Genomic DNA, 22,093 nt, shown 5'->3' with positions numbered 1-22,093 from the left:
TATTGAGTAGATTTTACGCCCGACTATGCTACCGGATTTTATTTGGTTTAAAATTACACAACTTAGGCACAGTAAGGCTTTCGCAATTGCCAATTGCCAATTACAACTTACCAATTCCCTATTAACAATTAGCTTTGAGGGGAATCTCGATCGCCAATTCTGTACCCTGTCCCGGCGAAGAAGTGCATTTGAGCGACCCGTTGTGTCTGTCTGTAACAATTTGATAGCTAATTGACAAGCCCATCCCAGTGCCTTTACCGACAGGTTTAGTGGTAAAAAACGGGTCAAAAAGCCGAGTGCCGACAGTCTCCGGTATTCCCGGCCCGTTGTCAGCAATCCGAATGATTACTTTGCCCGCTGGCGATATTTCAGTGCGGATGCGGATGTTGCTGGGCTTTTGCCGCATTTCCTCAGCAGAACGGCGCTGATCCCGTTCTTCCAAAGCATCCAAAGCATTGCTCAAGATGTTCATAAATACTTGATTTAACTGTCCGGCATAACATTCTACTAAGGGCAATTGAGCGTATTCTTTAATCACCTCAATTTCGGGATGATTGTGTTTAGCTTTGAGGCGGTGCTGCAAAATCATCAGGGTGCTATCTATGCCCTCGTGGATGTTGACGGCTTTCATTTCTGCTTCGTCCATGCGGGAAAATGTGCGGAGAGAAGCAACAATTTGTTGAATTCTATCTGCACCGACTTTCATTGAAGAAAGTAACTTGGGCAAGTCTTCCATTAGAAATTCAAGTTCAATTTTCTCTACTTCCTCTTGAATTTCCGGGACTGGATCGGGATAGTGGTTTTGGTAAAGTTCGATCAGGTGTAGCAAGTCTTGGGTATAGTCGTTGGCGTGGCTGAGATTGCCGTAAATAAAGTTAACTGGGTTGTTGATTTCGTGGGCGACTCCTGCCACAAGTTGACCGAGACTTGACATTTTTTCATTTTGAATTAACTGCGATTGAGTGCTGGTTAATTTCTGCAAAGTTTTCTCTAATTCGCGAGCTTTATTGCGAGTTTGGGCGTAAAGATCGGCTTGGTTGAGGGCGATCGCCAATTGAACTGTAACTGCTTGTAATAATTCTACTTCGCCCTCACTCCAGGGTCGCACAGCAGCGGAGTGGGCGCAGGTAACAACGCTCACTACTCCCGAAAGTGCCTGTATCGGAATTGCCAACACAGATCGGTAGCCCAGAGAGTTAAGAGATTTTCTCCAAACATGATCTGCCACTGTTTCGACATCATCCACCAGCAGCATTTCCATATGCAAGAGTTTTTCTCCCATAGAACCTAAGTCGGAAGCTTGATAGCAACCTATTAAATCGGGAAGTTCGGGGAGGCGAGATTCTTTAATAATTTCCCAGAAAGCATCCTCCCCGTCGCCACGATACCAGGCAAAATTGCAGCGATCGATCTGCAGGAAAGCGCGAATTTCTTGGACGGCGACAGCAATGATGCTGTCGAAATCGAGGGAATTGCGAATTTGAGCGGTGAGACTGTTGAGCAATTTTTCTCGATCTGCCTGCTGTCTGAGTCGGGCTTCCGATCGCCTCAAGGCAATTTCTCCCCGCTTGCGATCGGTAATGTCTTCGGTGACAGCTAATAGATATTGCGGTTTGCCATCAGCATCGAGTATTGCTGTTTTCTTGGTATGAAATATCCGCGTTTCTCCTTGTCGCGTTTCAATCTCTTCTTCGGCGATTTCTACAATTTGCCCGCTGTTGAGCACTTCCCGGTCTTTTGCGGTGAAAAAATCAGCTTGTTCTGTTGGGAAAAAGTCGTAATCATTTTTGCCGATCACTTCTGCTGCACTGAAACCGAGTAAATGTTCAGCTACTGGGTTCCACAGAACAAACCGCAGTTCTTGAGCATCCTTGGCAACCACTCCTACGGGTATGGTTTTGAGTACGGACTCCATAAACTGTTGGGCGTGTTGGAGTTCTGCTTCTGCCTGTTTGCGATCGCTAATATCTCGGACGTTAGCAATGATGCTCAGATTGCCGTTGAGATGAATTCTTGACAGGGCAATTTCTGCATCAAAAGTTGAACCGTCGTGGGGGCGCCTCACTTTCCATTCCACGCGACCTGTTTCGCCTGCTAATACTCTTTCCCAAAGTTCTCCCATTTGTTCAATGGGATTGTCGGCGCTTGAATAGTCGTTTTTAAGTGATAATTTTGTTGCTTCTTCCTGGCTCACTCCGTACATTTCTAACATTCGATTATTGACATCGAGAATATTTCCTTCTAAATCATGAATGAAGATAGCATCGTAGACATTGTTAAATATGGTTCGCAGGTTTTGTTCGGAAACTTGTAGGGCGGCTTCTGCTTCTTTTCGATCACCAATTTCTTGTTCTAATTGGGTGACTGCTTGGGAAAGTTCGGCCGTGCGATCGCTCACTCTGTCTTCTAACTCGACTGCTGCTTGCCGCAGTGCTGCTTCGGCCACTTTGCGATCGGTAATATCGATTACCGTACCGAACAGTTTTACCACATTGCCGTTCACATCGGTTTCGGCTCTGCCCACGGCGTTCACGTGTCGCAAGATGCCGTCGGGACGGTAAAGGCGAAAGTCAAAGTCAAAAGGGATGCCTGTTGAGAGTCCCTGCTGCACTTGAGTTTGCCACAATTCCAAATCTTCTGGATGAATCAGAGCTACCTGTTCGGCTAGGTTGGGCGCGATGGGGGCCGGTTCGAGCCCGAAGATACGGAAAAGTTCTTCCGACCAAGTGAGGGTTTCGGTGGCTGCGTCGAGTTCCCAATTGCCGACATGGGCGAGTCTCTGGGCTTCTTTGAGCTGTCGCTGGCTATTGCGGATGGCGGTTTCGGCAACTTTGCGATCGGTGATGTCGAGCAGGACACCGCAAAATACTATCTCGCCATTTTCGTTGCGGGTGGGCATGGAGTCGCCCTGCCACCAGCGAATCTCACCGTCGGGCTTGACTAACCGCCCTTCATAGTGCCAGGGAGAGAGGTTTACTACGGCTTCGTTGACGGAAGCGAGGTGGCTTTCCAAGTCTTCGGGGTGGACGCGGGAAATGAAGCAGGTAATGTCTCCCATCATTTCTGCTGCTGTGACGCCGGTAATATCGAAGATGCGATCGCTCATGTAGTCAACTCTCCACACTCCCTGGCTGCTGCAAAATTGGAACAGAGCTCCGGGGATGGTGGCCGCGATCGTCCGAAACTTGGTTTCGCTGGCAGTGAGTGCGGCAAAAGTCTGTCGCAGTTCTGCCGTGCGTGCTTCTACTCTACGCTCTAGTTCTGCGTTGGCGTGTTGTAAGGCTGCTTCTGCTCGCTTGCGATCGGTAATGTCGGCGGCTGTACCAGTGGTGCCTAGGAAGTTTCCGGTTTCGTCGTAGAGGGCAAGGGCGTTAAACATTAAATGTTTCATGCTGCCGTCTTTGGCGATTTGGGTGGTTTCGTACTGGAAAAGTGATTCTCCGGCAAACAACCGGGCGAAAACTTCTAAATCTTTCTGGCTTTGTTCTGGTGTCACAAAGTCGGAGAACGGCCGACCGATCATTTCTTCTGGTTCGTAACCGTAGATGTACTTAACTGCTGGGTTGACGAAGGTGTAGCGCCCGATGGCATCGACCGACCAAATCATGTCTTGGGAGGTTTCTACCAGGCTGCGGTATTTGCTTTCGCTGGCTTTGACGGCTTCTTCTGCTTTTTTGCGTTCCGTCATATCGCGGGAGACGCCGACAGTCATGACGATTTCGCCGTTTTCGCTGCGGATCGGTGTTTTGACGGTGCTGAACAGCCGCACTTCTCCGTCGTAGCGCGTCACCGGTTCTTCGGAAATTTGCAAAGTCTGTCCGGTTTCAAATACGAAGGCGTCATCTTTGATGTACTGGAGAGTATTGTCGGGATCTGCGAAAGGTGCGTCTACGATGTCTTGAAGTTCTTCTTCAGTCATGCCGTAATAGTCGCGGAATGCTTGATTGGCCCAAACAATTTTGGATTTGGGGCCTTTGACTAATACCATATCGCCGATCGAATCGAGAATTTGGTGATATTTTTGCTCGCTGTCGCGGAGTTTCTGCTGCGTGGATTCAATTTCTGCTATTTGCCTCTGGGTTTGCAAGTGCAGTTCGGCTTGGTAGATGGCAACTGCTAAATGGTCGCCTACTTGTCTGGCAAATTCGATTTCGTCTTCTTGCCACTGGCGGGGTTGACCGCAGGAGTGAATGCACAGTAATCCCCACAGGTGTTGCCCTTGCAGTAGGGGTACGACTAAGTTGGCTCGGATTTGAAATCGCTTGAGGATTTTGAGGTGACAAGGACTTAACCGGGCTTTGTAAATGTCCGTGACTGCTTGAACGTATCCTTTGGCATAGTTGGTGGCAAATTGTTCGCCGAAGCAGTAGTCGCGGACTCTGGTTCCCAAAGATGGGCTGTATTGGGGCAGTACGTCTTCGGACACTACTTCGCCCTCATTCCATTCCGATTCGGGAAGAAAGCGGTAGACGGCGACTCGATCGGCATTTAGGAGTTGCCGAACTTCGGTGGCTGTGATTTTGAATATTGTTTCTAAGTCTAGGGATTCACGAATTTTGCTAATAACTCCCATCAGCGCTTGCAGCTTTTTGAACCAGGTTTGAGACTGCGTTTGTCTTTCTAGGTGAGCTAGTTTCTCGCGCAGGTTGCAGACTTCGTGATACAGGTATTCATGAAACATAATGCTTTTTATTTAGTTATTTTGCGTTTTGGTATCGAGGTTGATGGCATCTCAATAGCGCTCTGCAAGTTGAGCCTGGTAACTCAAAAAGGCAAAGAACCTATTCTCCTCCTTCTGCTAGCACTTAGCAGTTACTCACACTGCATTTCCGTATTTTTTCGAGATTTAGAGGTCAATAGACCATCTTAGCTCCCGTATATTTACTGAAAAGGTGGCATAATTTGCTACTTGATTAATTTTCAATTATTGATAATAATGCTAACAAAACTTACACATAAACCCGGTTTATTAACGTAATTAACTCAGGGAAACTCCGAAAGTGGAAACAATAAACCCGGTTCCATTGCGCGATCGGGAGGAGCGTATCGGGAGCATCTCAATGAAAGCAGGCAAGGTAGAAATTGGAGTTTTGAGGCTCTCTTGCTGCGGGGAAAGAGGAAGAAGGAAGAAGCCGGAAGAAGTGTTTTTACAAATATGAGATGCTCCCAGTGTCTCTGAATAATTTTGACATTTTTTCGGCTCGCCTTCGGTTGCGATTGTCACCTTTTTATTATTACCGCCAAAAGGATAAATTTCGTATAAACTCGCATTTCTACCTCTAAAGTGCAACCGTGTGGTTCTGGCATATAGCAGTTCTCAATCTTGGTGAGGTATACCCTATGCCGACGGATGCCTATGCCGACGGATGCCTATGCCCTATGCCCGCTTATCAAGCGTGCACCTCATGTTACTGAGAAAGGCTCTACTATGGTGATTGAGAGATAACCCAAAACCAACTGCTGGTTGGTTTAGTAAAGAAAACATGGAAGATTATTGCTTAAATTTTTAGATAAATTTCGATGCCATTGTCGCGAAAAAAAATACTTGCTTTTGCAATTTTTTGCTCTATTACCACATTTTTTATGGTACAATCTTGGGTTTATTTATCGGTTTTTTGCTGCCAATTTTCTGCTTGTGAAATACAGCATAACAAGCATGATTAAAATATTTATCAAAGCGAGGTTTAAATCCTCGAAGCCAACTTACGAAAGAGCGATCGCACTGTCATACTCAGTATAAATTATTATATTGAAGCGACGAGCGATCGGCTGCTGCGATTGACGAATTGCTACAAGCTTAAGCTGTTGTGCATTTCAATAGGGTGTGAGAATTTGGTGAAAAGGAACAGGAAACGGGAAACGGGGAACAGACAATATGTAATTTAAATACTCGACAGCTTAAGAAGCAGTTTTCAGTATTGCCTTCGCTTCCTCAATATTTTGGGCAACCAATTTGCCCGACTCGATAAAGGATGCTCTTTCAGTATCGCTGAGTTCGAGTTCCACTAATTGTTCGACTCCCTGAGTTCCCAAGCGGCAGGGCACTCCTAAAAAGATATCTTGCACACCGTATTCGCCGTGCAAATAAACGCAGCAAGGCAAGAGTCGCGACTGATTAAATAAGATAGATTCTACCATCAAACAGACAGAAGATGCGGGTGCAAAATAAGCACTACCAGTCTTCATCAATTCTACAATTTCTGCGCCGCCGTGGCGAGTCCGCTGTACGAGTCGATCTATCGCCCCAGCATCCATAAGTTGATTGATGGGAATACCGTTGACAGTAGAATAGCGGGGCAAAGGAACCATCAAATCGCCATGAGAACCGATGACAGTGGCATTGACCTCAGCAATTGAAACGCCCAATTCCATGGCAATAAAAGTTTGAAAGCGGGCGGAGTCGAGAACTCCCCCCATCCCCATGACTCGGTGTTTGGGCAAATCTGCAGCTTCCCAAGCTAAATAAGTCATGATATCTAGGGGATTTGTGACTGTGATTAAGATTGCTTCGGGAGAATGCTCGATCGCCTGTTTTGTGGCTTGGGTGACAATTCGAGCATTGATTTTAATTAAATCTTCCCGATTGATACCGGGTTTGCGCGGCACTCCGGCGGCAATTACGATGATATTTGAGTTTGCCGTATCTGTATAATTATTTGTACCGACAATTTGGCGATCGTGGCGTTCCACTCCCCTGGCTTCCATCAAATCCAAAGCAACGCCCTGCGGCCAACCCTCCACAATATCTAGCAATACTACATCTGCCAGATTTTTCTCAGCAATTCGCTGGGCTAACGTACTGCCGACTTTGCCTGCACCAATAATTGATACGCGGTTTGATGGAGAATTCATTGGGTTTTAGATTTTAGATTTTAGATTTTAGATTTTAGCAATCAACTTAATTGGGAAAGGTGCGCGGTGTGCACCCTTCGCTACATTAAGAACAGTGAGGTTTAGTTGTGGTGAGTTACTTAAAATCTTCGAGTTGGTCTACCCGCAGCCAAATATTCGGGGTGGGAACTTTGCCAAATTTGACGAAGGCATAGTCGCCGCGAACATCCATCACTTCGCCCTTTGTTTCAAATATATAGGAGGAAAAGCGCTGGTCGCTGGCTTGGGCTTCTAGACTGTTTTCCAATTTTTCGCGTACAGCGCGAACTATACTGCCTTTCTTGATTGCCATAACTTGCTTTGTTTAGTTTAAAAAACTATACAAATTTTAATCTAGATTTGGCTGCAAAGTCACTCGGCGATTGAAATCGCTACTAAACAAACAAAGTCCACTCCAAGCGGACTTAAGGAATAAAGGAGTGCGATTCGTGGGGTACATCTAAAATCTAAAATCTAAAGCCTAAAATCCATTGACTGCTTCCTATGTCTGACAAATGGGGCAAAAATGAGTCGATCGCCCTGCTAATTTTATACGTTCGATGGTTGCCGAGCAAGTGCGGCAGGGTTGACCGGCACGATTGTACACCCAAGCGACGCCGCCGTAGTTGCCGTTGACACCTTGGACGTTGAGAAAATTGCTAAAAGTGGTGCCCCCGGATGCGATCGCCTTCTGTAAAACTTGAATAATAGCTGTATGGATGCGCCCTATTTGCTCTGCGGTCAAATCCGCGCACAGAGTTGTGGGCATCACTCCCGACAAAAACAAAGTTTCGTCTGCGTAAATATTGCCCAAACCAGCTATCAGTGCCTGGTCTAGCAAAGCTGTTTTTATGGGTCGCGCCCGCCGATGTAGCTTGCGGGTCAAATATTCTGTTGTAAACTCGTCTGAAAATGGTTCGGGGCCTAAGAGTTTCAGACCGATGACAGTGCTCGAAACCTCAGTTTCTGCGGGCACGTACCACATTTGCCCGAAGGTGCGCTGGTCTACAAACCGCAATTCTTGGTTTCCTTCAAAAAATAGCCGTACTCGCGTGTGTTTTTGCAGAGGTTCGGATCTGTTCACCCACAGCAGTTGCCCGGTCATCCGGAGGTGAACGCCCAACCAGCCGGCTTTTGACGGAAGGAGGAAGGAAGAAGGAAGAGGGGAAGAGCTTGGAGTTTGAGCTCTAAATTCTCCCCCTTTCCCTTTCTCTCTTTCTCCTTCTGGGAATTGAGATAGTTCTGCCAGGAGGTATTTGCCGCGTCTGTACCAGCGGGCGATCGACTTTCCTTTGAGTTGTGTCAAAAAATCGGTCGCAGAGATTGAGCGGGCGATCGTGCTGTTTAACAGCACGTCCCCGCCCAACATTTCTTGATCGAGGGTTGCTTGATTCAAACCCCGGCAAATAGTTTCAACTTCTGGCAGTTCTGGCACAATTAGCGTTGTTCTGTTCCTTGACCTTGAGGCGAACCTTGGACCGTGCCCGGCGTTTCGGAGCCCGGTTTGCTGTCCGCGGTAGTTTTCGGCTGCTGCGAGGGGCTACCCTGGCCGGTTTGCCGAGTTTTCTCGTCGAGCGTGGTTTGTTTGCCGCCGGGAGCTGCGGTTGATTTTGCTTTCGCTTTGGGGGCTGCTACTTCCACTAATTCGCTTTGGGCGAAGTTGTTGGTGTTGACGCCGGCATAATTTACTTTGTCAAAGCGAACGATAACTGGGTATTTAATGCCGCTTTGGTCTACCGTAGCAACGGTGCCCACTTCTTGATACCAGTAGGATTCTTTGCGGAGAATCCGAACTGTAGAACCGCGTTGAACCATGAGCTTTGTTTCCTTTGCGATGAATAAACGGATAAAGCCATTTTTTTTACTCTAGTCGATCGCGCGACGCATTTGAAGTCTGCAAGGAAATTTTTACCTGTCGCGCCGTTTTTTGATCTGCTGTTTGTAAAGAAAAGTAAATACTTTGCTAGGGCGATCGCTGGGGTTGCAAAATAAATAAACAGACATTATCCGTCAAATAAAACCCGTGGGAGCGAGTTGAAAACAAACTTTACAAATAGTTGTGAATTGCTACAGTTAAATGTTCTGGGAAATTCTGATAAGTCATGACTGAACCTCACGCCACAGTAATACTCGCGATCAGTGCCGACGGTAAAATTGCAGATGCAGTACGATCGCCCGCGAGATTCGGTTCTGCCAACGACAAAGCCCACCTCGAACAGCAAGTAGCAGCAAGTGACGCGGTTTTGTTCGGCAACGGCACGTTACAGGCTTATGGGACGACGATGAGAGTGATTTCGCCGGAATTGGTCAAACAGAGGGAACTCCAAGGGAAGCCGCCACAACCGGTGCAAATTGTATGTTCGCGATCGTCCCAATTTGACCCAAACTTGCGATTTTTCCAGCAACCGGTGCCTCGGTGGCTGCTGACGGGGCCTGACAGCAGGGAAACGGCATTGCCGTCTCCTCTCAAGAACGGGCAAGATGCCTGTTGCACAAGAGATGAACTTGCTTGTGGAACAGGCATCTTGCCTGTTGATAAAAGGCTTATTGAGAATGGTGCAACATCTCAATTCGAGCGAATTATCTATGCAAAAACCGTAGGTGGAGAGATTGATTGGATTGATGCGTTTCAACAGCTAGAAACTATCGGTATCAAACGTTTGGCGATTCTGGGCGGGGGGAAACTGGTAGCCTCTGTGCTAGCTGCAGGCTTGGTAGACGAACTTTGGCTGACGGTGTGCCCGTTAATTTTGGGCGGGGCGGATGCACCGACGGCTGTTGAGGGAGAGGGTTTTTTGGCCGATTTAGCGCCGAAATTGGAGCTTTTGGCGGTTAAACAGGTGGGACAAGAGGTATTTTTGCATTATCGGGTCGATCGATAGTCCCGCATTTTAACTGCTTTCCGGCAGAGCCTGGTAACAAATGTCGAACAGGGGAAATTATATTAACTTAAATGAAGTTCGATCGCTCTACGCTCAAATCTCCCTATGCTGAAACAGCCAAAACCTGAATATTCTGTAGCCTGGATTAGCAAAATAGGCGAAATCCCGCAAGCGTCGTGGGATGCCTTGGCGATGCCACTAAAAACTCCTTTTCTCGAATGGGATTGGCTTAACAATCTCGAAGTATCGGGCAGTGCGACAGGTAAAACCGGTTGGTTACCGCATCACTTAACAGTCTGGCGAGACAAACAGTTGATTGCTTGCGCGCCACTTTATGTCAAAAGTCACAGTTACGGCGAATTTGTATTCGATAATCAGTGGGCCGATTTAGCTCAACGTTTGGGTGTTCAATATTATCCCAAATTGATGGGAATGACGCCGTTTACTCCGGCTGAAGGCTATCGGTTTTTGATTGCCGAGGGAGAAGATGAAGACGAATTAACTGGAGTAATGGTAAGCGCGATCGACCATTTTTGTGATCGGCACAATATCTCCGGTTGCAATTTCCTTTACGTCGATCCCGAATGGCGCGAAAGAATGGAACGCCACGGTTTCAGCGCTTGGCTGCACCACAGTTATATTTGGCAAAATCAAGGCTATCAAAATTTTGACAATTATTTAGGCGCATTTAATGCTAACCAGCGCCGCAATATCAAACGCGAACGCAAAGCAGTTGACCAAGCTGGTTTGTTGGTAAAAACGCTGACTGGCGATGAAATTCCCCAAGCCATGTTTGCTCAAATGTATGCTTTTTATGAGAATACTTGCGACAAATTTGGTTGGTGGGGAAGCAAGTATTTGACTAAGCGATTTTTTGAACAGTTGCACCACAATTATCGCGATCGAGTTTTATTTGTAGCCGCCTACGACAAGGAAGATGACAGACAGCCGATGGGTATGTCTTTTTGTTTGTATAAGGGCGATCGGCTGTACGGGCGTTATTGGGGCAGTTTACAGGAAATAGACTGCTTGCACTTCGATGCTTGTTACTATACGCCGATCGAATGGGCGATCGATCGGGGCATCCAAAGCTTCGATCCCGGTGCGGGCGGGCGGCACAAAAAACGGCGCGGCTTTCCAGCTACGCCCAATTATAGTTTGCACCGATTTTATAACAACCGTCTGGCGCAAATTCTCAAGTCTTATATCGGTCAAATCAACGAAAGAGAACAGGAAGAAATTGATGCTGTCAACGAGGATTTACCTTTTACTAAGTTACCTCCTTTGTTACTCGGCGAGTGACAGTTGACTGGGAATTTGGAATTGGAAATTGGGAATTAGTAACAGACCATCGGTGTCAACATAATACTAAAACCCTGTGTATAATCTCTCGTTTGTATCGAAGTTTCTATCCCCCTAAATTCCCCTTATAAAGGGGGAAATTGAATGTTCTTTCCCCTTTATAAATACGAGTTAGAGGAGACGTAAGAATACTATTGTCTCCCCCTTAATAAGGGGGGTTAGGGGGGGTCGAAACTCAACTATAAACGATATTTATTAGGGATTTTAGTCTTAAGTTGACACGAATGGTAACAGTCAACCGTCAACCGTCAACCGTCAACCGTCAACCGTCAACCGTCAACCAATTAACCTAATTTACAAATACTCTCCCATCTTCCTGAATTTCCAGAGATTTTGTATCAGCGGCTACCTCAGTTGTCGCGCCGAAACTGACTTGCAACATTCCCGGCATCGCGGTTGCTTGGGGGCGAACCAGCACCAATCCGCCGTCTGGGCGCTGGTAAGTGAGGGTGATTGGTACTGGGAGGGTTTGAAGCAAAATTTCCGATTGTTCGCCCAGAGTGCGCGGCTGGGTAACGCCTACGATTTGATAATTGATGACAGCATTGGTGGTATTCACCAGTTTAATTACTATCCCGCCTTCAGCAGGCGTAACTCGCGCACTGGGCAGGGGGAAGCGGGGAGGCGCGTCTGTTGGTGTAGAGGGCATCCCGCTGAGGCCCGGACTTGCAGCCGGAGTTGGTTCGCTGACGGGTTCTTCAGTGGCTGCGGGAGTCTCTGCGGGTTGGGAAACGGGTTTTCCTTGTTGGGGCGGGGGGCCGCCGGCTTGGGAAAGTGTTGCGAGACTAACGAGTAAACCTCCGCAGGTGGCTGCTAGCAAGCTGATTTTTTTAAACGGTAGATTGTGGCGAAACATAAATAACTCCTCACAAGTTCGATCGAGGTTTTCCAACAACGTTTATGTTAATCCATGGCGTAAATGAATTTTAATAGCTGGGTTTGGGCGCGAGGTAGGAAGAATAAGGGTTTGAGGGGTAGATTTTTTTTAAACCGCAGAGGGCGCAGAGGAAGAGAGGAAGAGGGGAAGTTTTAAAGGCGGAATTGTTCTGATTTGTGGGCGGGGAGGGTGACGGTAACGGCGGTACCTCGATCGACTTGGCTGTCTATGCGGATTTGGCCGCGGTGATTTTCGACAATTGCTTTGGCGATGGCTAATCCTAAACCGGAACCGGCGGCGCTGCGGTGGGTGCGGGCGGGATCTGCGCGGTAGAATCGATCGAATAAATGCGGCAGGGCTTCTGTGGAAATTCCGATGCCGGTGTCTGTTACTTTTATTTGCAGCGCTGGATTTAACATCGGCGAATTTCTTTTGTTTTTAGCTGCCACATCCAATTCTACTTGAATTTGACCTCCAGAGGGCGTGTACTGCACGGCGTTGCTGACGATATTGGTAAAAAGTCGGGCTAGTTGATCCCAGTCTCCCAACAGTGTAAAGTTGTCGTCAGCGTTGGGCAGATCGACAATTTCCAAAGAAAGAGAGAGATTTTGGGTAGTGGCGATCGCCTGTTGTTCTTCAATTACCTCCATCAGCAAAGCATCAAGAGGAACTTCAATCCACTCCTGCTGCACGATGCCGCTATCTTGTCTGGCTAAAAATAACAAATCGTCAACCAAGCGCCCCAAGCGGCGGGTGAGGCGTTCGATAACTTGTAGCTGTTGATGTTGCTGCGGTTCGATATCCGGTTCCGCCAAAGCTACTTGGACGTTAGTTTGAATAGTGGCGATCGGATTTCTGAGTTCGTGAGAAGCATCAGCGGTAAACTGTTTGAGACGCCCGTAAGACTCCCGCACAGGTTTCATAGCCAATCCCGACAGCAGCCAGCCAATAGCTGCAACGCAAATTAGAGTTAAACTCGCGCCCAAAATCAAATCTAGAATTAATTGGCGGATGGGTTTTGTCACTTCAAACCAAGGATGGCTGACTCGCAAATATCCCAGAACTTGGCGGCCGATTTGTACTCGCTGCGTTACTTGTCTGAGAGAATAGTTTTGAGCCGACTGCAACTCATTATTAATTATCCAAACTGTTTCGCCGGTGCGGTTAGCGTGAATGGGAATATTCAGTGGTTCCGATAAAGTAGACCACAGCAATTCGCCCGTAGGACTGAACCATTCTAAATCAATGTGGTCATCTTCTACTGCATCGGTGCTATCTCGAAAACTGGCTTGAATATTAACTTGCAATTTATTTTTATCTGTGGTACTAGGGAATTTTAGCGGTTCGATAACCAGAGTTCGCTCTATTACTTCGACAACGTGATGGAGGGTGTCATCAATGCGATCGATCAAAGTTGTGCGGACGTAGAAATAGAAACCAGTGGCGAATACAAGTAACAATACAGCAGTAACGGCTGTGTACCAAATAGCGAGGCGGCGGCGAGTAGCTTGGAACATATTGCGAAGGAAGTTCGGCAACTGATTGTGTAATCTATTCAACAGATTTAACCGATTTAATAACTATAACCTTCTTCTCTTCTTCTCTTCCTTCGTGTCCTAGCGCTTACGCGGTTCGTTTAAAAAAAGCCTTCTTAGCCAATGATCCAAAAAAACTATAACAATATTCCATTATTAATACTTCAGACAGATGTCGAGTTAGCTGTCAGCCTGGTAATCTACTCGCGAAAGTTTTTAGGTAAAAGCCTGTGAATAAATTTTTATTTCGAGCCGCGATCGGGCTATTAATGGCATTTTTTGGGGCAATCACCTATTTTACAAACGACGTACAAAATCCGGTAACAGGAGAGAGACAGCGGGTGCAGCTTTCTCCCCGCCAAGAGATAGTTTTGGGATTGCAGGCGCGAGATAAAATGGCCGCCCAGCACGGGGGGCTTTATCCCAACCAGAGTATTCAGCAGTATGTCGATCGAGTAGGAGAACGAGTTGTCAACGGTTCGGCCGCTAAACAAGCGGGTTATCCGTTTGAATTCCACCTGCTGCGAGACGCCGAAACTGTCAATGCTTTTGCTTTACCGGGGGGACAAGTTTTCATTACTGCGGGGCTGCTGCGGCGTCTGAATTCCGAGGCTCAGTTGGCTGCTGTACTGGGGCACGAGGCCGGTCACGTGGTGGGCCGACACGCTGCGGAACACTTGGCAAAACAGCAGTTCGGCAGGTCTTTGGTAACGGCGGTTGGGGTGGCTACTAGCGACGATCGCGGTGGGGGCCAGCAGGCTGCATTAATTGCTCAAGCTGTCAATCAAGTGGTCGGTTTACGGTACGGTAGATCAGATGAACTTGAGAGCGATCAGCTCGGTTTTCGGTTTATGACCGAAGCTGGTTACGATCCTAGAGGTATTGTTGAGGTGATGCAAATCCTCGGTGCCGCTAGGAAGGGCGAAGCGCCGCCGGAGTTTTTGAGTTCTCACCCAAACCCTGAAAACCGAGTGCAAAAGTTGCAAGCTTTAATCGCGCAAAATTACCCTAACGGCGTTCCAGCTAATTTGGAGTCTGGACGCGATGAGTTTGCTAAGAATGTGTCGGGCGGTTAGCGATAATTGCATTGGGCTTTACAAAAGTTATTACTAAAGGCGGATCTAAGTTCGGCTGGGAGTTGGCACGATCGACTTAATGAGCGATCGAGCAATTGGAAAGTTGAAAACCATGATTGAATCTTGGATGATTATCGGCGGCGTGACTTTTTTTGTCGCGTTCGGTACTCTGTTTTTTAAACTGCGCGATATTAACTGGGCAGTCAAACTTGAAAGACCGGATTGGATGTTTTTTGAGCCTGCTATTCCGTTAATTTGGACGGTGATTTTTGCTTGCGGGGCCGGCAGCGCTACTTTCGTGTGGGAACAGGAACCCGGTAGTCTCAAAACTTGGCTGCTGATGGCTTTGTACTTGATTTTAGAAATTGTCACAGTTGCTTATATTCCTGCTACTCTCAGAGCCAAAAGTCTCAAAGTAGGGACGATTTTGGGAGGGGCTGGCGAGATTTTGGGAGTTGTGCTGACGTTGGCTGTTTTGCCGATTTCTCAAACCGCCGCTTTGTTACTTTTGCCTTACGCGATTTGGGGTGCGATCGGCACTTATACCACTTGGGAAATGATTCAGTTAAACCCGGAAGCTGCATAAATATTCCCTGTTCTTCGGCGCACCCTACATACTAGAAAGCTCTTCTCTTCCTTCGTGTCCTTAGCGTCTTCGCGGTTCGTTAAAAAAAACATTGTTAATAATGGCACAGCGGTGCTAGCGGGTTAACCCACCCGATAAAGTGAGGAAATCCGCTTAACAGTGTGTGGGTATTTGATGAGAAAATAGATGAATAAAACTGCTTTAAATCAAAGGATGACAGTTATCAATGGCCATTAAAGACCAGCCCCAACCACCTCGTTTTCGCCAAATTAGCAATATTTTGTTATTGCTCTCAAGTTTGTTTTTGCTGGCAAACATCTTTTTACCGAATTTGTTCGGCCCTCAAATTCCGCAAGTACCTTACAGCTTGTTCGTCCATCAAGTACAAGAACAAGATGTAGTCCGAGCTTCGGTAGGTCAAAATGAAATTCGCTACCAACTCAAAGGTGAAGGCGACAAACCCGGTCAAGTGCTGTCAACTACGCCGATTTTTGACCTGGAATTACCTAAACTTTTACAAGAAAAAGGCGTTGAATTTGCGGCAACTCCTCCTTCCAAAAATGGCTGGATCGGCAGTGTTTTAAGCTGGGTAGTTCCGCCGCTGATTTTTGTGGCGATTTTTCAATTTTTCATGAACAGACAGGGCGGCGGGCCGCAGGGCGCGCTCTCGCTGGGCAAAAGCAAAGCTAAGGTCTATGTAGAAGGCGAATCGGCAAAAATTACTTTTGCTGATGTGGCTGGAGTAGAAGAGGCTAAAACTGAATTAGTCGAAGTTGTTGAATTCCTGAAAACTCCTGACAGATTTACGGCAATTGGTGCGAGAATTCCGAAAGGGGTGCTGTTAGTCGGGCCTCCGGGAACTGGCAAAACGCTGTTAGCAAAAGCAGTAGCTGGTGAAGCTGGCGTGCCGTTTTTTAGCATCTCTGGTTCGGAGTTTGTGGAACTGTTTGTAGGTGTTGGTTCTGCAAGAGTTAGAGATTTATTTGAGCAGGCTAAGAAACAGGCTCCTTGTATTATTTTCATTGATGAATTGGACGCGATCGGCAAATCTCGTAGCAGTAACGCTAGCTTCGGTGGGAATGATGAACGCGAACAAACTCTCAATCAATTATTAACTGAAATGGACGGTTTTGCGGCGGGCAATACTACGGTAATTGTGCTGGCTGCAACTAACCGCCCGGAAAGCTTGGATGCTGCTTTGTTGCGCCCTGGTCGTTTCGATCGCCAAGTTTTAGTCGATCGCCCCGATTTATCTGGCCGCGAAGAAATTTTGAACATTCACTCTCAAAAAGTGAAGTTGGGCCCGGATATTGACTTGAAGGCCGTCGCCACTCGTACCCCCGGTTTTTCGGGCGCAGATTTGGCAAATTTGGTCAATGAAGCTGCTTTGTTAGCCGCTCGTAACAAGCGACTAACTGTGGCGCAGGAAGACTTTTTTGAGGCGTTTGAGCGCGTTGTAGCTGGTTTGGAAAAGAAAAGCCGGGTGCTCAATGAAAAAGAGAAAAAGATTGTGGCTTACCACGAAGTCGGACACGCGATGGTTGGTGCTGCACTGACCGGCGGCGGCGAAGTGGCCAAAATATCGATCGTCCCGCGCGGTATGGCAGCATTGGGTTACACGTTGCAAGTACCGACAGAAGACCGTTTCTTGTTGGATGAATCGGAATTGCGCGGTCAGATTGCTACACTGCTTGGAGGGCGATCGGCTGAGGAAGTGGTGTTTGGTAGCATTACTACTGGCGCTTCCAACGACTTGCAAAGGGCGACTGATTTAGCTGAACGGATGGTGACAACTTACGGGATGAGTAAGGTTTTGGGGCCTCTAGCTTACGATCGAGGTCAACAAGCAATGTTCCTCAATGACGGTATGGGAAATGCCCGCCGTGCGGTAAGTGCTCAGACTGCTGAGGCGATCGACCAAGAAGTGAAGGAAATTGTCGAAACTGCACATCAGCAAGCTTTGGATATTCTGAAAGCCAATCGGGAATTGTTGGAAACAATTACGCAGAAACTGTTGGAAACTGAGGTGGTGGAAGGTGATGCACTTCGCGAATTCCTCCGTCAAGTGCGGCCTTTAGATAAGGTTGCGGCTTCAGTTTAATAGGGTTTAATTAAACAGCCGATGAACGCAGATGATTCCAAATCATCTGCGTTTTACAATATGTCTTAAATCCTAAACTTTCAAGCATAAGCCTTCGCACCAGGTGTCCCGTAGCATTCCTTTTGTAGTGAGATCTTAATCTTTTGTGCTTTGATGACACCCCTTTTCTAATTCTCGCCTTAACTTATTCGTAATAGCTGAAAGTAATTGAATTTGCGGTGCTTGGCGTTGCCGCTTGGTGTTATCCAACAGCAGGCGGGTTACTGTTTCTGTTTCAAGCTTTGCTTTCAAATCCTGATAGCCTTGCAGAAAGATGAGCCGACTGAAACAGACAAGAGCCAAGCGAAAAACCCGCGTTTGTGCGATCGCCAGTAATCGTATGAAGGGAGAGCAATTACAGGGCGCTCTCCCTGATACTCAAATTTCTTCTTATTCGTTTTTCCATCGTACCACAGCGAGCATTACAAACAAACAGAAACCCGGCTGCTTCAAACAACCGGGTTTCTAAATATTGCTGCTGCATTTTCGATAGATCAAATTCCGGGCACGTAGGCCATAACTGGAGTACCTTGCTGCTGCTGCGCGATTTCCAAAAGGCGTTGAATGCGATCCTCTGTCGGCGGGTGAGTGCGGAAAAGTGACTGCAAACCTTTAGTCGAAAAAGGATTCACAATCAGCAGGGGCGACATCGCAGGATTGCCGTGCATCGGAATTTCATGACCCATTTTCTCTAATTTTTGCAAGGCGTTGGCTAAACCGATGGGATTATTGGTAATTTCTACCGCACCGCTATCGGCTGCAAATTCCCTGGTTCGAGAAATCGCCAATTGAATTACGGTTGCTGATAGCGGTGCTAAAATGATTAAAAACAGCAAACCAAACGGATTCGCGCCTTGTCTGCTATCCCGCGTTACCGGGCCGTAAAGCGCTCCAAAAGTCAGAATTCGCCCGACAAATGTAATCGCACCGGCAATTGTCCCTGCAACTGCTTGAGTGAGGGTGTCGCGGTTGCGGATGTGCGTGAGTTCGTGCGCTAAAACGCCTTCCAATTCTTCGCGGGAAAGTAGAGTTATGATTCCTTGAGTAACTGCTATTGTCGCGTGTTCTGGGTCTCTTCCTGTGGCGAAAGCGTTGGGAGATTGAGTGGGAACTAGAAATATTTTAGGCACCGGAATTTGGGCTTTTTCGCTCAGCGATGCTACTATATCGTAGATTTCGGGAGCTTCGCTGCGGGCGATCGGCTGAGCGCGGTAAGCCATTAACGCTGCCGTGTCGGAATAGTACCAAGAGCTAAAACTTGAGAAGCCGGCTAGCGCTAAACCGATGTAAAGTCCTTGCTCGTTCCCGATTAAATAATAACTTCCTAAAACGAGAAGGCCGCTTAGGAGTCCTAAGAGAGCGGCTGTTCTGAGTTGATTTGTTCCTAACATGGCGGGTTGAGGGCGATCGCTATTTTGATATTTTTGAGCTTGTAATTAGATTTTCATATTTGCGAGCGATCGCGCCTCTATCTGCCGAAATAATTGGTGTCGCCAATAGTAGTATTTCACCTTTTGAGTCAGAAACTGGGAAGGCATCGGGAGGCTCTCTCGCATGCTCTCAAGAGGCGGTAGAGCCGCAGGATATGACATTTCCAGTCAGAACCTGGAAACGAGATTAAAAACAAAATAAACGCAGACAATCTTACATTCATCTGCGTTTGTCTGCGTTTATCTGCGGTTGAATTCTCCAACCCTAAACCGCTTGCACTTCCTTTTCCTCAACAGAAACAGGTTCTTGATATACAGTTTGAGACTCATTAGCCAAAAACTCAGCCAATTGAGCTTCAATTTCATCCCGCACAATCTGGCGGTATTCCAGGAAATGCTCGTTGTGAGCGCACACAGTCAGATAATGATCCCAAACCGCAGGATTGCGCTTGAGAATACTGAACAAATGATGCCAGAACTTCCACCGAGTTTTGCGCTTGACTCCCTGCCGCCAAACCACCGTTAGCAGTGCTCGCAAGTCGATCCAACTGGGAATTCTTGCAGGTATATTTGCTGTGGGTGCACCCAACATTAAGAAATGGCGATAAGTTCGGTCTAAATATTTCTCAGCATCGTACACTTCGCAGAAAGCCTCGACATATTCGCGGGCAATATCTTCGAGAGGCCGCGTCGGGATAAAGTTCATCAAGGTAGTCTGGTTGAGGTTGCCAGATTTGTCGCGCAACCGCCCTTCTTTTGCTAGTCTGTGGGACAATGCAGTGTGCGGCAAAGCTTGCAGCATTCCAAACGTTGTACTCGGAATAGCTGCTGCTTCGGCAAACTGGACAATCCGCTGACCGGCACCGGGTTTTTCGCCGTCGAATCCGATGATGAATCCGGCCATTACTCGCAAACCAGTTTTCGCAATTAACTCTACTGATTCGATCAGGGAATTGCGGGTATTTTGGAATTTCTTGGTCATTTGCAGGCTTTCTTCATCAGGGGTTTCAATCCCTAAAAACACTGCATTGAAATTGCAAGCTACCATCATCTCCATCAATTCTTGGTCTTGGGCTAAGTCGATGGATGCTTCTGTGTTGAAAGTAAAGGGGAATTTGTGTTCTTCTTGCCAGACTTTTAAGTCTTTTAGCAACAGTTTGACGCTGCGTTTGTTGCCGATAAAGTTGTCGTCTACCATGAACACGCCGCGCCGCCAGCCCAAGTTGTAGAGATAGTCTAATTCTGCTATCAATTGTTGGGGGTTTTTGGTGCGAGGTTTGCGGCCGTAGAGGACGATGATATCGCAGAATTCGCACTGGAAAGGACAGCCGCGCGAAAATTGAATCGACATCGAGTCGTAGGCGTCTAATTCCAGCAAGTCGAAGCGGGGAACGGGGGTTGTGGTAACATCGGGTTTTACGCCGTCCGATCGATAAATTCCGCTTTTTTCGCCACGCCCGATTGCTTCGACGAACATCGGCAAGGTGATTTCGCCTTCGTCGAGAATCAGGTAATCTATGCCCGCTGCTTGAGGTTCTTCGGGTACAGAGGTGGGGTAGGGGCCGCCGCAAGCTACGGATTTACCGCGCCGTTTTGCTTCGCGAATGATGTCTAGCAAATCTTCTTTTTGGACAATCATTGCGGAGAGAATAACGAGCTCTGCCCATTCCCATTCTGCTTCGGTGATTTGTCTGATGTTGCGATCGACTAACTTAAATTCCCATTCTTGGGGTAAAATAGCTGCTACTGTTACCAAACCCAGCGGTGGCAGCAGCACTTTACGATCAACTAATTCTAGGATTTTCTCGTAAGACCAAAATGTTTTCGGAAACAGCGGGTAAACTAGAAGAACTCGCATTATATGTTAAACCTCACATCAGTAAACAACTTGCGATCGGGCTGGCGGGGCGTGAGAGTTCGATCGACTCTCAAGACTTCATGTTAAGGCTAAAATTACGATCTTGCACTCGATCGAATATCTGGCGAGGGGTGACACCCCCTAAAACCCACAAATTGAGCGCAATTTTTAGCTTGCAGTTCCCTGTTAAAGTTTGCAAATGCTGATATCTTATCGTATTTGACCGTTAATTGACGATAATCGCATTTAAAAAGCATGGAATTAAGGAAAAAAAACTGGAAACAGTAAATTACTGCTTTGGTGCGCCATAAGAACCCTACATTAGTTGTTTAATGCACATTTCCTCTTCCTTTTTCCTCAACATTCATCCGTTAAATCCTTTAAATCCGTTACATCCGTTATAAAATCCGCTGCCGAACTTCCTTATCCCCTAATTTGAATCTTTGCCGGGAATCCCGCTAGTTCTTAACATATCGGCAACTGTGCCGCAGTAACTCGGCATTCCTATGCTTTCGGGATTCACAAGATTTTGATAGGTAAAATGGCGGTAGCTGATGCAAAATCTATCCCAAGCAGCCACTTGAATTCGGAACAGCCAAATAAAGAAATCGGCCAGCCAAGGTGACAGAGTAATCCGAAAGAATATGTTTTTATTCAAATACTGGCAAGCTTGTTCTACCACTTCGTTAGCTGTAATCGGGGGATTTCCTAGCACAAAATGTCGCGTTTCCTCGGAAGCAGGCGGATGTTGAACTAAATAATTAACTACTTTAGCAATATCTGCGCCGTGGATGAAGTGAAAACTGCCATCTGCCTTAAACCAGCGAATCAAACCAATCCATTTTGCCACAAGGGGCAGGCCAGATGACAAGTGAGAGACTGGTTTTTCGGCGTCTCCTCCCAGTACTAATGTCGGGTAAAGTGCCGTAATGGGAGGCACATTTGTCAAAGCTGACAAATGCACCATGCAGTTGTATTTTGAGCTAATATAATCTGTCCCCAGTTCTCCGGCTTCTTTCAGCAAATTGTTGTCTCGACCGAGAATACTGGCCGTTGAAAAATAAATTACTTGTTGGCAAGTCTGTGGCGAAAGTAGTTGAATTAGCTGGAGAGTTTTCGTTACGTTAACGTCAAACACTTCTTGAGTTCCTCCCCAAGCAGTGGCAGCTAAAATTGCGACATTAATTGTTTGCAAAAGTTCGGCGTGTTGCTCGATATCTCGCATATCGCCTTGTAATATATGGATGCCGGGGCGGGCCTTCCAGTCAAATTTTAATTTTTCTGGGTTGCGAACTAATAAGTAAAGTTCGTGGTTTGTTTCTTGAATCAAAGTTTCGGCCATGTAGTGACCGATACAGCCACTTGCACCCGTCACAAAAATTTTTTTGGTGTTCATTTTGCCGCAGGGGAAGAGGGAGGATTTGACGCTTTTTCGACGCTAGGGAGACGGTATTACCTATTAGTGTCAACTTAAACC

The 22,093-nt window shown here is 47.0% G+C and carries 17 protein-coding genes; 6 read left to right on the top strand and 11 right to left on the bottom strand.

All coding sequences use genetic code 11. From position 1 onward, the window contains the following. Positions 1-121: 121 nt before the first annotated feature. Complete coding sequence (locus Q5691_RS02580) at positions 122-4,681, bottom strand: PAS domain S-box protein (protein ID WP_333216249.1); 4,560 nt, start codon at positions 4,679-4,681, stop codon at positions 122-124. Positions 4,682-5,000: 319 nt separating this feature from the next. Here Q5691_RS02580 and Q5691_RS02575 point away from each other — a divergent pair, with 319 nt between their 5' ends. Continuing rightward, complete coding sequence (locus Q5691_RS02575; protein WP_333311659.1) at positions 5,001-5,159, top strand: hypothetical protein; 159 nt, start codon at positions 5,001-5,003, stop codon at positions 5,157-5,159. A gap of 739 nt (positions 5,160-5,898) precedes the next feature. On the opposite strand, the gene mdh is transcribed toward Q5691_RS02575, so the two are convergent. The 4 genes from mdh to Q5691_RS02555 all read right to left on the bottom strand — a co-directional run bounded on the left by mdh (position 5,899) and on the right by Q5691_RS02555 (position 8,685). Then, positions 5,899-6,852, bottom strand: a complete 954-nt coding sequence (mdh, locus tag Q5691_RS02570; RefSeq protein ID WP_333343854.1) for a malate dehydrogenase — start codon at positions 6,850-6,852, stop codon at positions 5,899-5,901. Positions 6,853-6,967: 115 nt separating this feature from the next. After that, on the bottom strand, positions 6,968-7,183 hold the full coding sequence (locus tag Q5691_RS02565; protein ID WP_333216349.1) for an NAD(P)H-quinone oxidoreductase subunit O: 216 nt from the start codon (positions 7,181-7,183) through the stop codon (positions 6,968-6,970). A 189-nt stretch (positions 7,184-7,372) separates the two neighbouring features. Continuing rightward, positions 7,373-8,305 carry a DNA-formamidopyrimidine glycosylase gene (locus Q5691_RS02560; RefSeq protein WP_333343853.1) on the bottom strand — a complete coding sequence of 311 codons (933 nt, stop codon included), beginning with the start codon at positions 8,303-8,305 and terminating at the stop codon, positions 7,373-7,375. Between the two features lie 2 nt (positions 8,306-8,307). Continuing rightward, positions 8,308-8,685: a photosystem I reaction center subunit IV gene (locus tag Q5691_RS02555; protein ID WP_333216354.1), complete on the bottom strand. Its 378-nt coding sequence runs from the start codon at positions 8,683-8,685 to the stop codon at positions 8,308-8,310. 287 nt (positions 8,686-8,972) lie between these two features. Between Q5691_RS02555 and Q5691_RS02550 the strand changes: the two genes are divergently transcribed. Together Q5691_RS02550 and Q5691_RS02545 are read left to right on the top strand one after the other, a co-directional pair. Then, positions 8,973-9,752 carry a dihydrofolate reductase family protein gene (locus tag Q5691_RS02550; RefSeq protein WP_333343852.1) on the top strand — a complete coding sequence of 260 codons (780 nt, stop codon included), beginning with the start codon at positions 8,973-8,975 and terminating at the stop codon, positions 9,750-9,752. 105 nt (positions 9,753-9,857) lie between these two features. Then, complete coding sequence (locus Q5691_RS02545; RefSeq protein WP_333230689.1) at positions 9,858-11,054, top strand: GNAT family N-acetyltransferase; 1,197 nt, start codon at positions 9,858-9,860, stop codon at positions 11,052-11,054. A 349-nt stretch (positions 11,055-11,403) separates the two neighbouring features. On the opposite strand, the gene Q5691_RS02540 is transcribed toward Q5691_RS02545, so the two are convergent. Further along, complete coding sequence (locus tag Q5691_RS02540) at positions 11,404-11,970, bottom strand: hypothetical protein (protein ID WP_333216359.1); 567 nt, start codon at positions 11,968-11,970, stop codon at positions 11,404-11,406. A 173-nt stretch (positions 11,971-12,143) separates the two neighbouring features. Then, a complete protein-coding gene (locus Q5691_RS02535; protein ID WP_333343851.1) occupies positions 12,144-13,508 on the bottom strand; it encodes an ATP-binding protein in 1,365 nt (454 codons plus the stop codon). A gap of 248 nt (positions 13,509-13,756) precedes the next feature. Here Q5691_RS02535 and Q5691_RS02530 point away from each other — a divergent pair, with 248 nt between their 5' ends. The 3 genes from Q5691_RS02530 to ftsH4 all read left to right on the top strand — a co-directional run bounded on the left by Q5691_RS02530 (position 13,757) and on the right by ftsH4 (position 17,289). Next, positions 13,757-14,602 carry a M48 family metallopeptidase gene (locus Q5691_RS02530; protein ID WP_333216360.1) on the top strand — a complete coding sequence of 282 codons (846 nt, stop codon included), beginning with the start codon at positions 13,757-13,759 and terminating at the stop codon, positions 14,600-14,602. Positions 14,603-14,714: 112 nt separating this feature from the next. Continuing rightward, positions 14,715-15,188 (top strand): TspO/MBR family protein, encoded by a 474-nt coding sequence (locus Q5691_RS02525; RefSeq protein ID WP_333343850.1) that lies wholly within the window; start codon positions 14,715-14,717, stop codon positions 15,186-15,188. 226 nt (positions 15,189-15,414) lie between these two features. Continuing rightward, positions 15,415-17,289 carry an ATP-dependent zinc metalloprotease FtsH4 gene (gene ftsH4 / locus Q5691_RS02520; protein WP_333309530.1) on the top strand — a complete coding sequence of 625 codons (1,875 nt, stop codon included), beginning with the start codon at positions 15,415-15,417 and terminating at the stop codon, positions 17,287-17,289. Positions 17,290-17,424: 135 nt separating this feature from the next. Here the strand turns inward: ftsH4 and Q5691_RS02515 are convergent, their stop codons facing one another. From Q5691_RS02515 to Q5691_RS02500, 4 genes are all read right to left on the bottom strand, one after another. Next, positions 17,425-17,580 carry a hypothetical protein gene (locus Q5691_RS02515; protein WP_333309533.1) on the bottom strand — a complete coding sequence of 52 codons (156 nt, stop codon included), beginning with the start codon at positions 17,578-17,580 and terminating at the stop codon, positions 17,425-17,427. Positions 17,581-17,822: 242 nt separating this feature from the next. Further along, on the bottom strand, positions 17,823-18,719 hold the full coding sequence (locus tag Q5691_RS02510) for a M48 family metalloprotease (RefSeq protein WP_333216366.1): 897 nt from the start codon (positions 18,717-18,719) through the stop codon (positions 17,823-17,825). Between the two features lie 304 nt (positions 18,720-19,023). Further along, on the bottom strand, positions 19,024-20,616 hold the full coding sequence (locus tag Q5691_RS02505) for a B12-binding domain-containing radical SAM protein (protein WP_333216490.1): 1,593 nt from the start codon (positions 20,614-20,616) through the stop codon (positions 19,024-19,026). A 430-nt stretch (positions 20,617-21,046) separates the two neighbouring features. Further along, the gene (locus tag Q5691_RS02500) at positions 21,047-22,012 is read right to left on the bottom strand and encodes an NAD(P)-dependent oxidoreductase (protein WP_333216492.1); all 966 of its coding nucleotides are present in this window, start codon (positions 22,010-22,012) and stop codon (positions 21,047-21,049) included. Positions 22,013-22,093 lie beyond the last annotated feature (81 nt).

The organism is Microcoleus sp. w1-18aA5 (assembly GCF_036701705.1).
Lineage (GTDB): Bacteria > Cyanobacteriota > Cyanobacteriia > Cyanobacteriales > Microcoleaceae > Microcoleus.
This window is presented reverse-complemented; position numbering and strand designations above follow the sequence as displayed.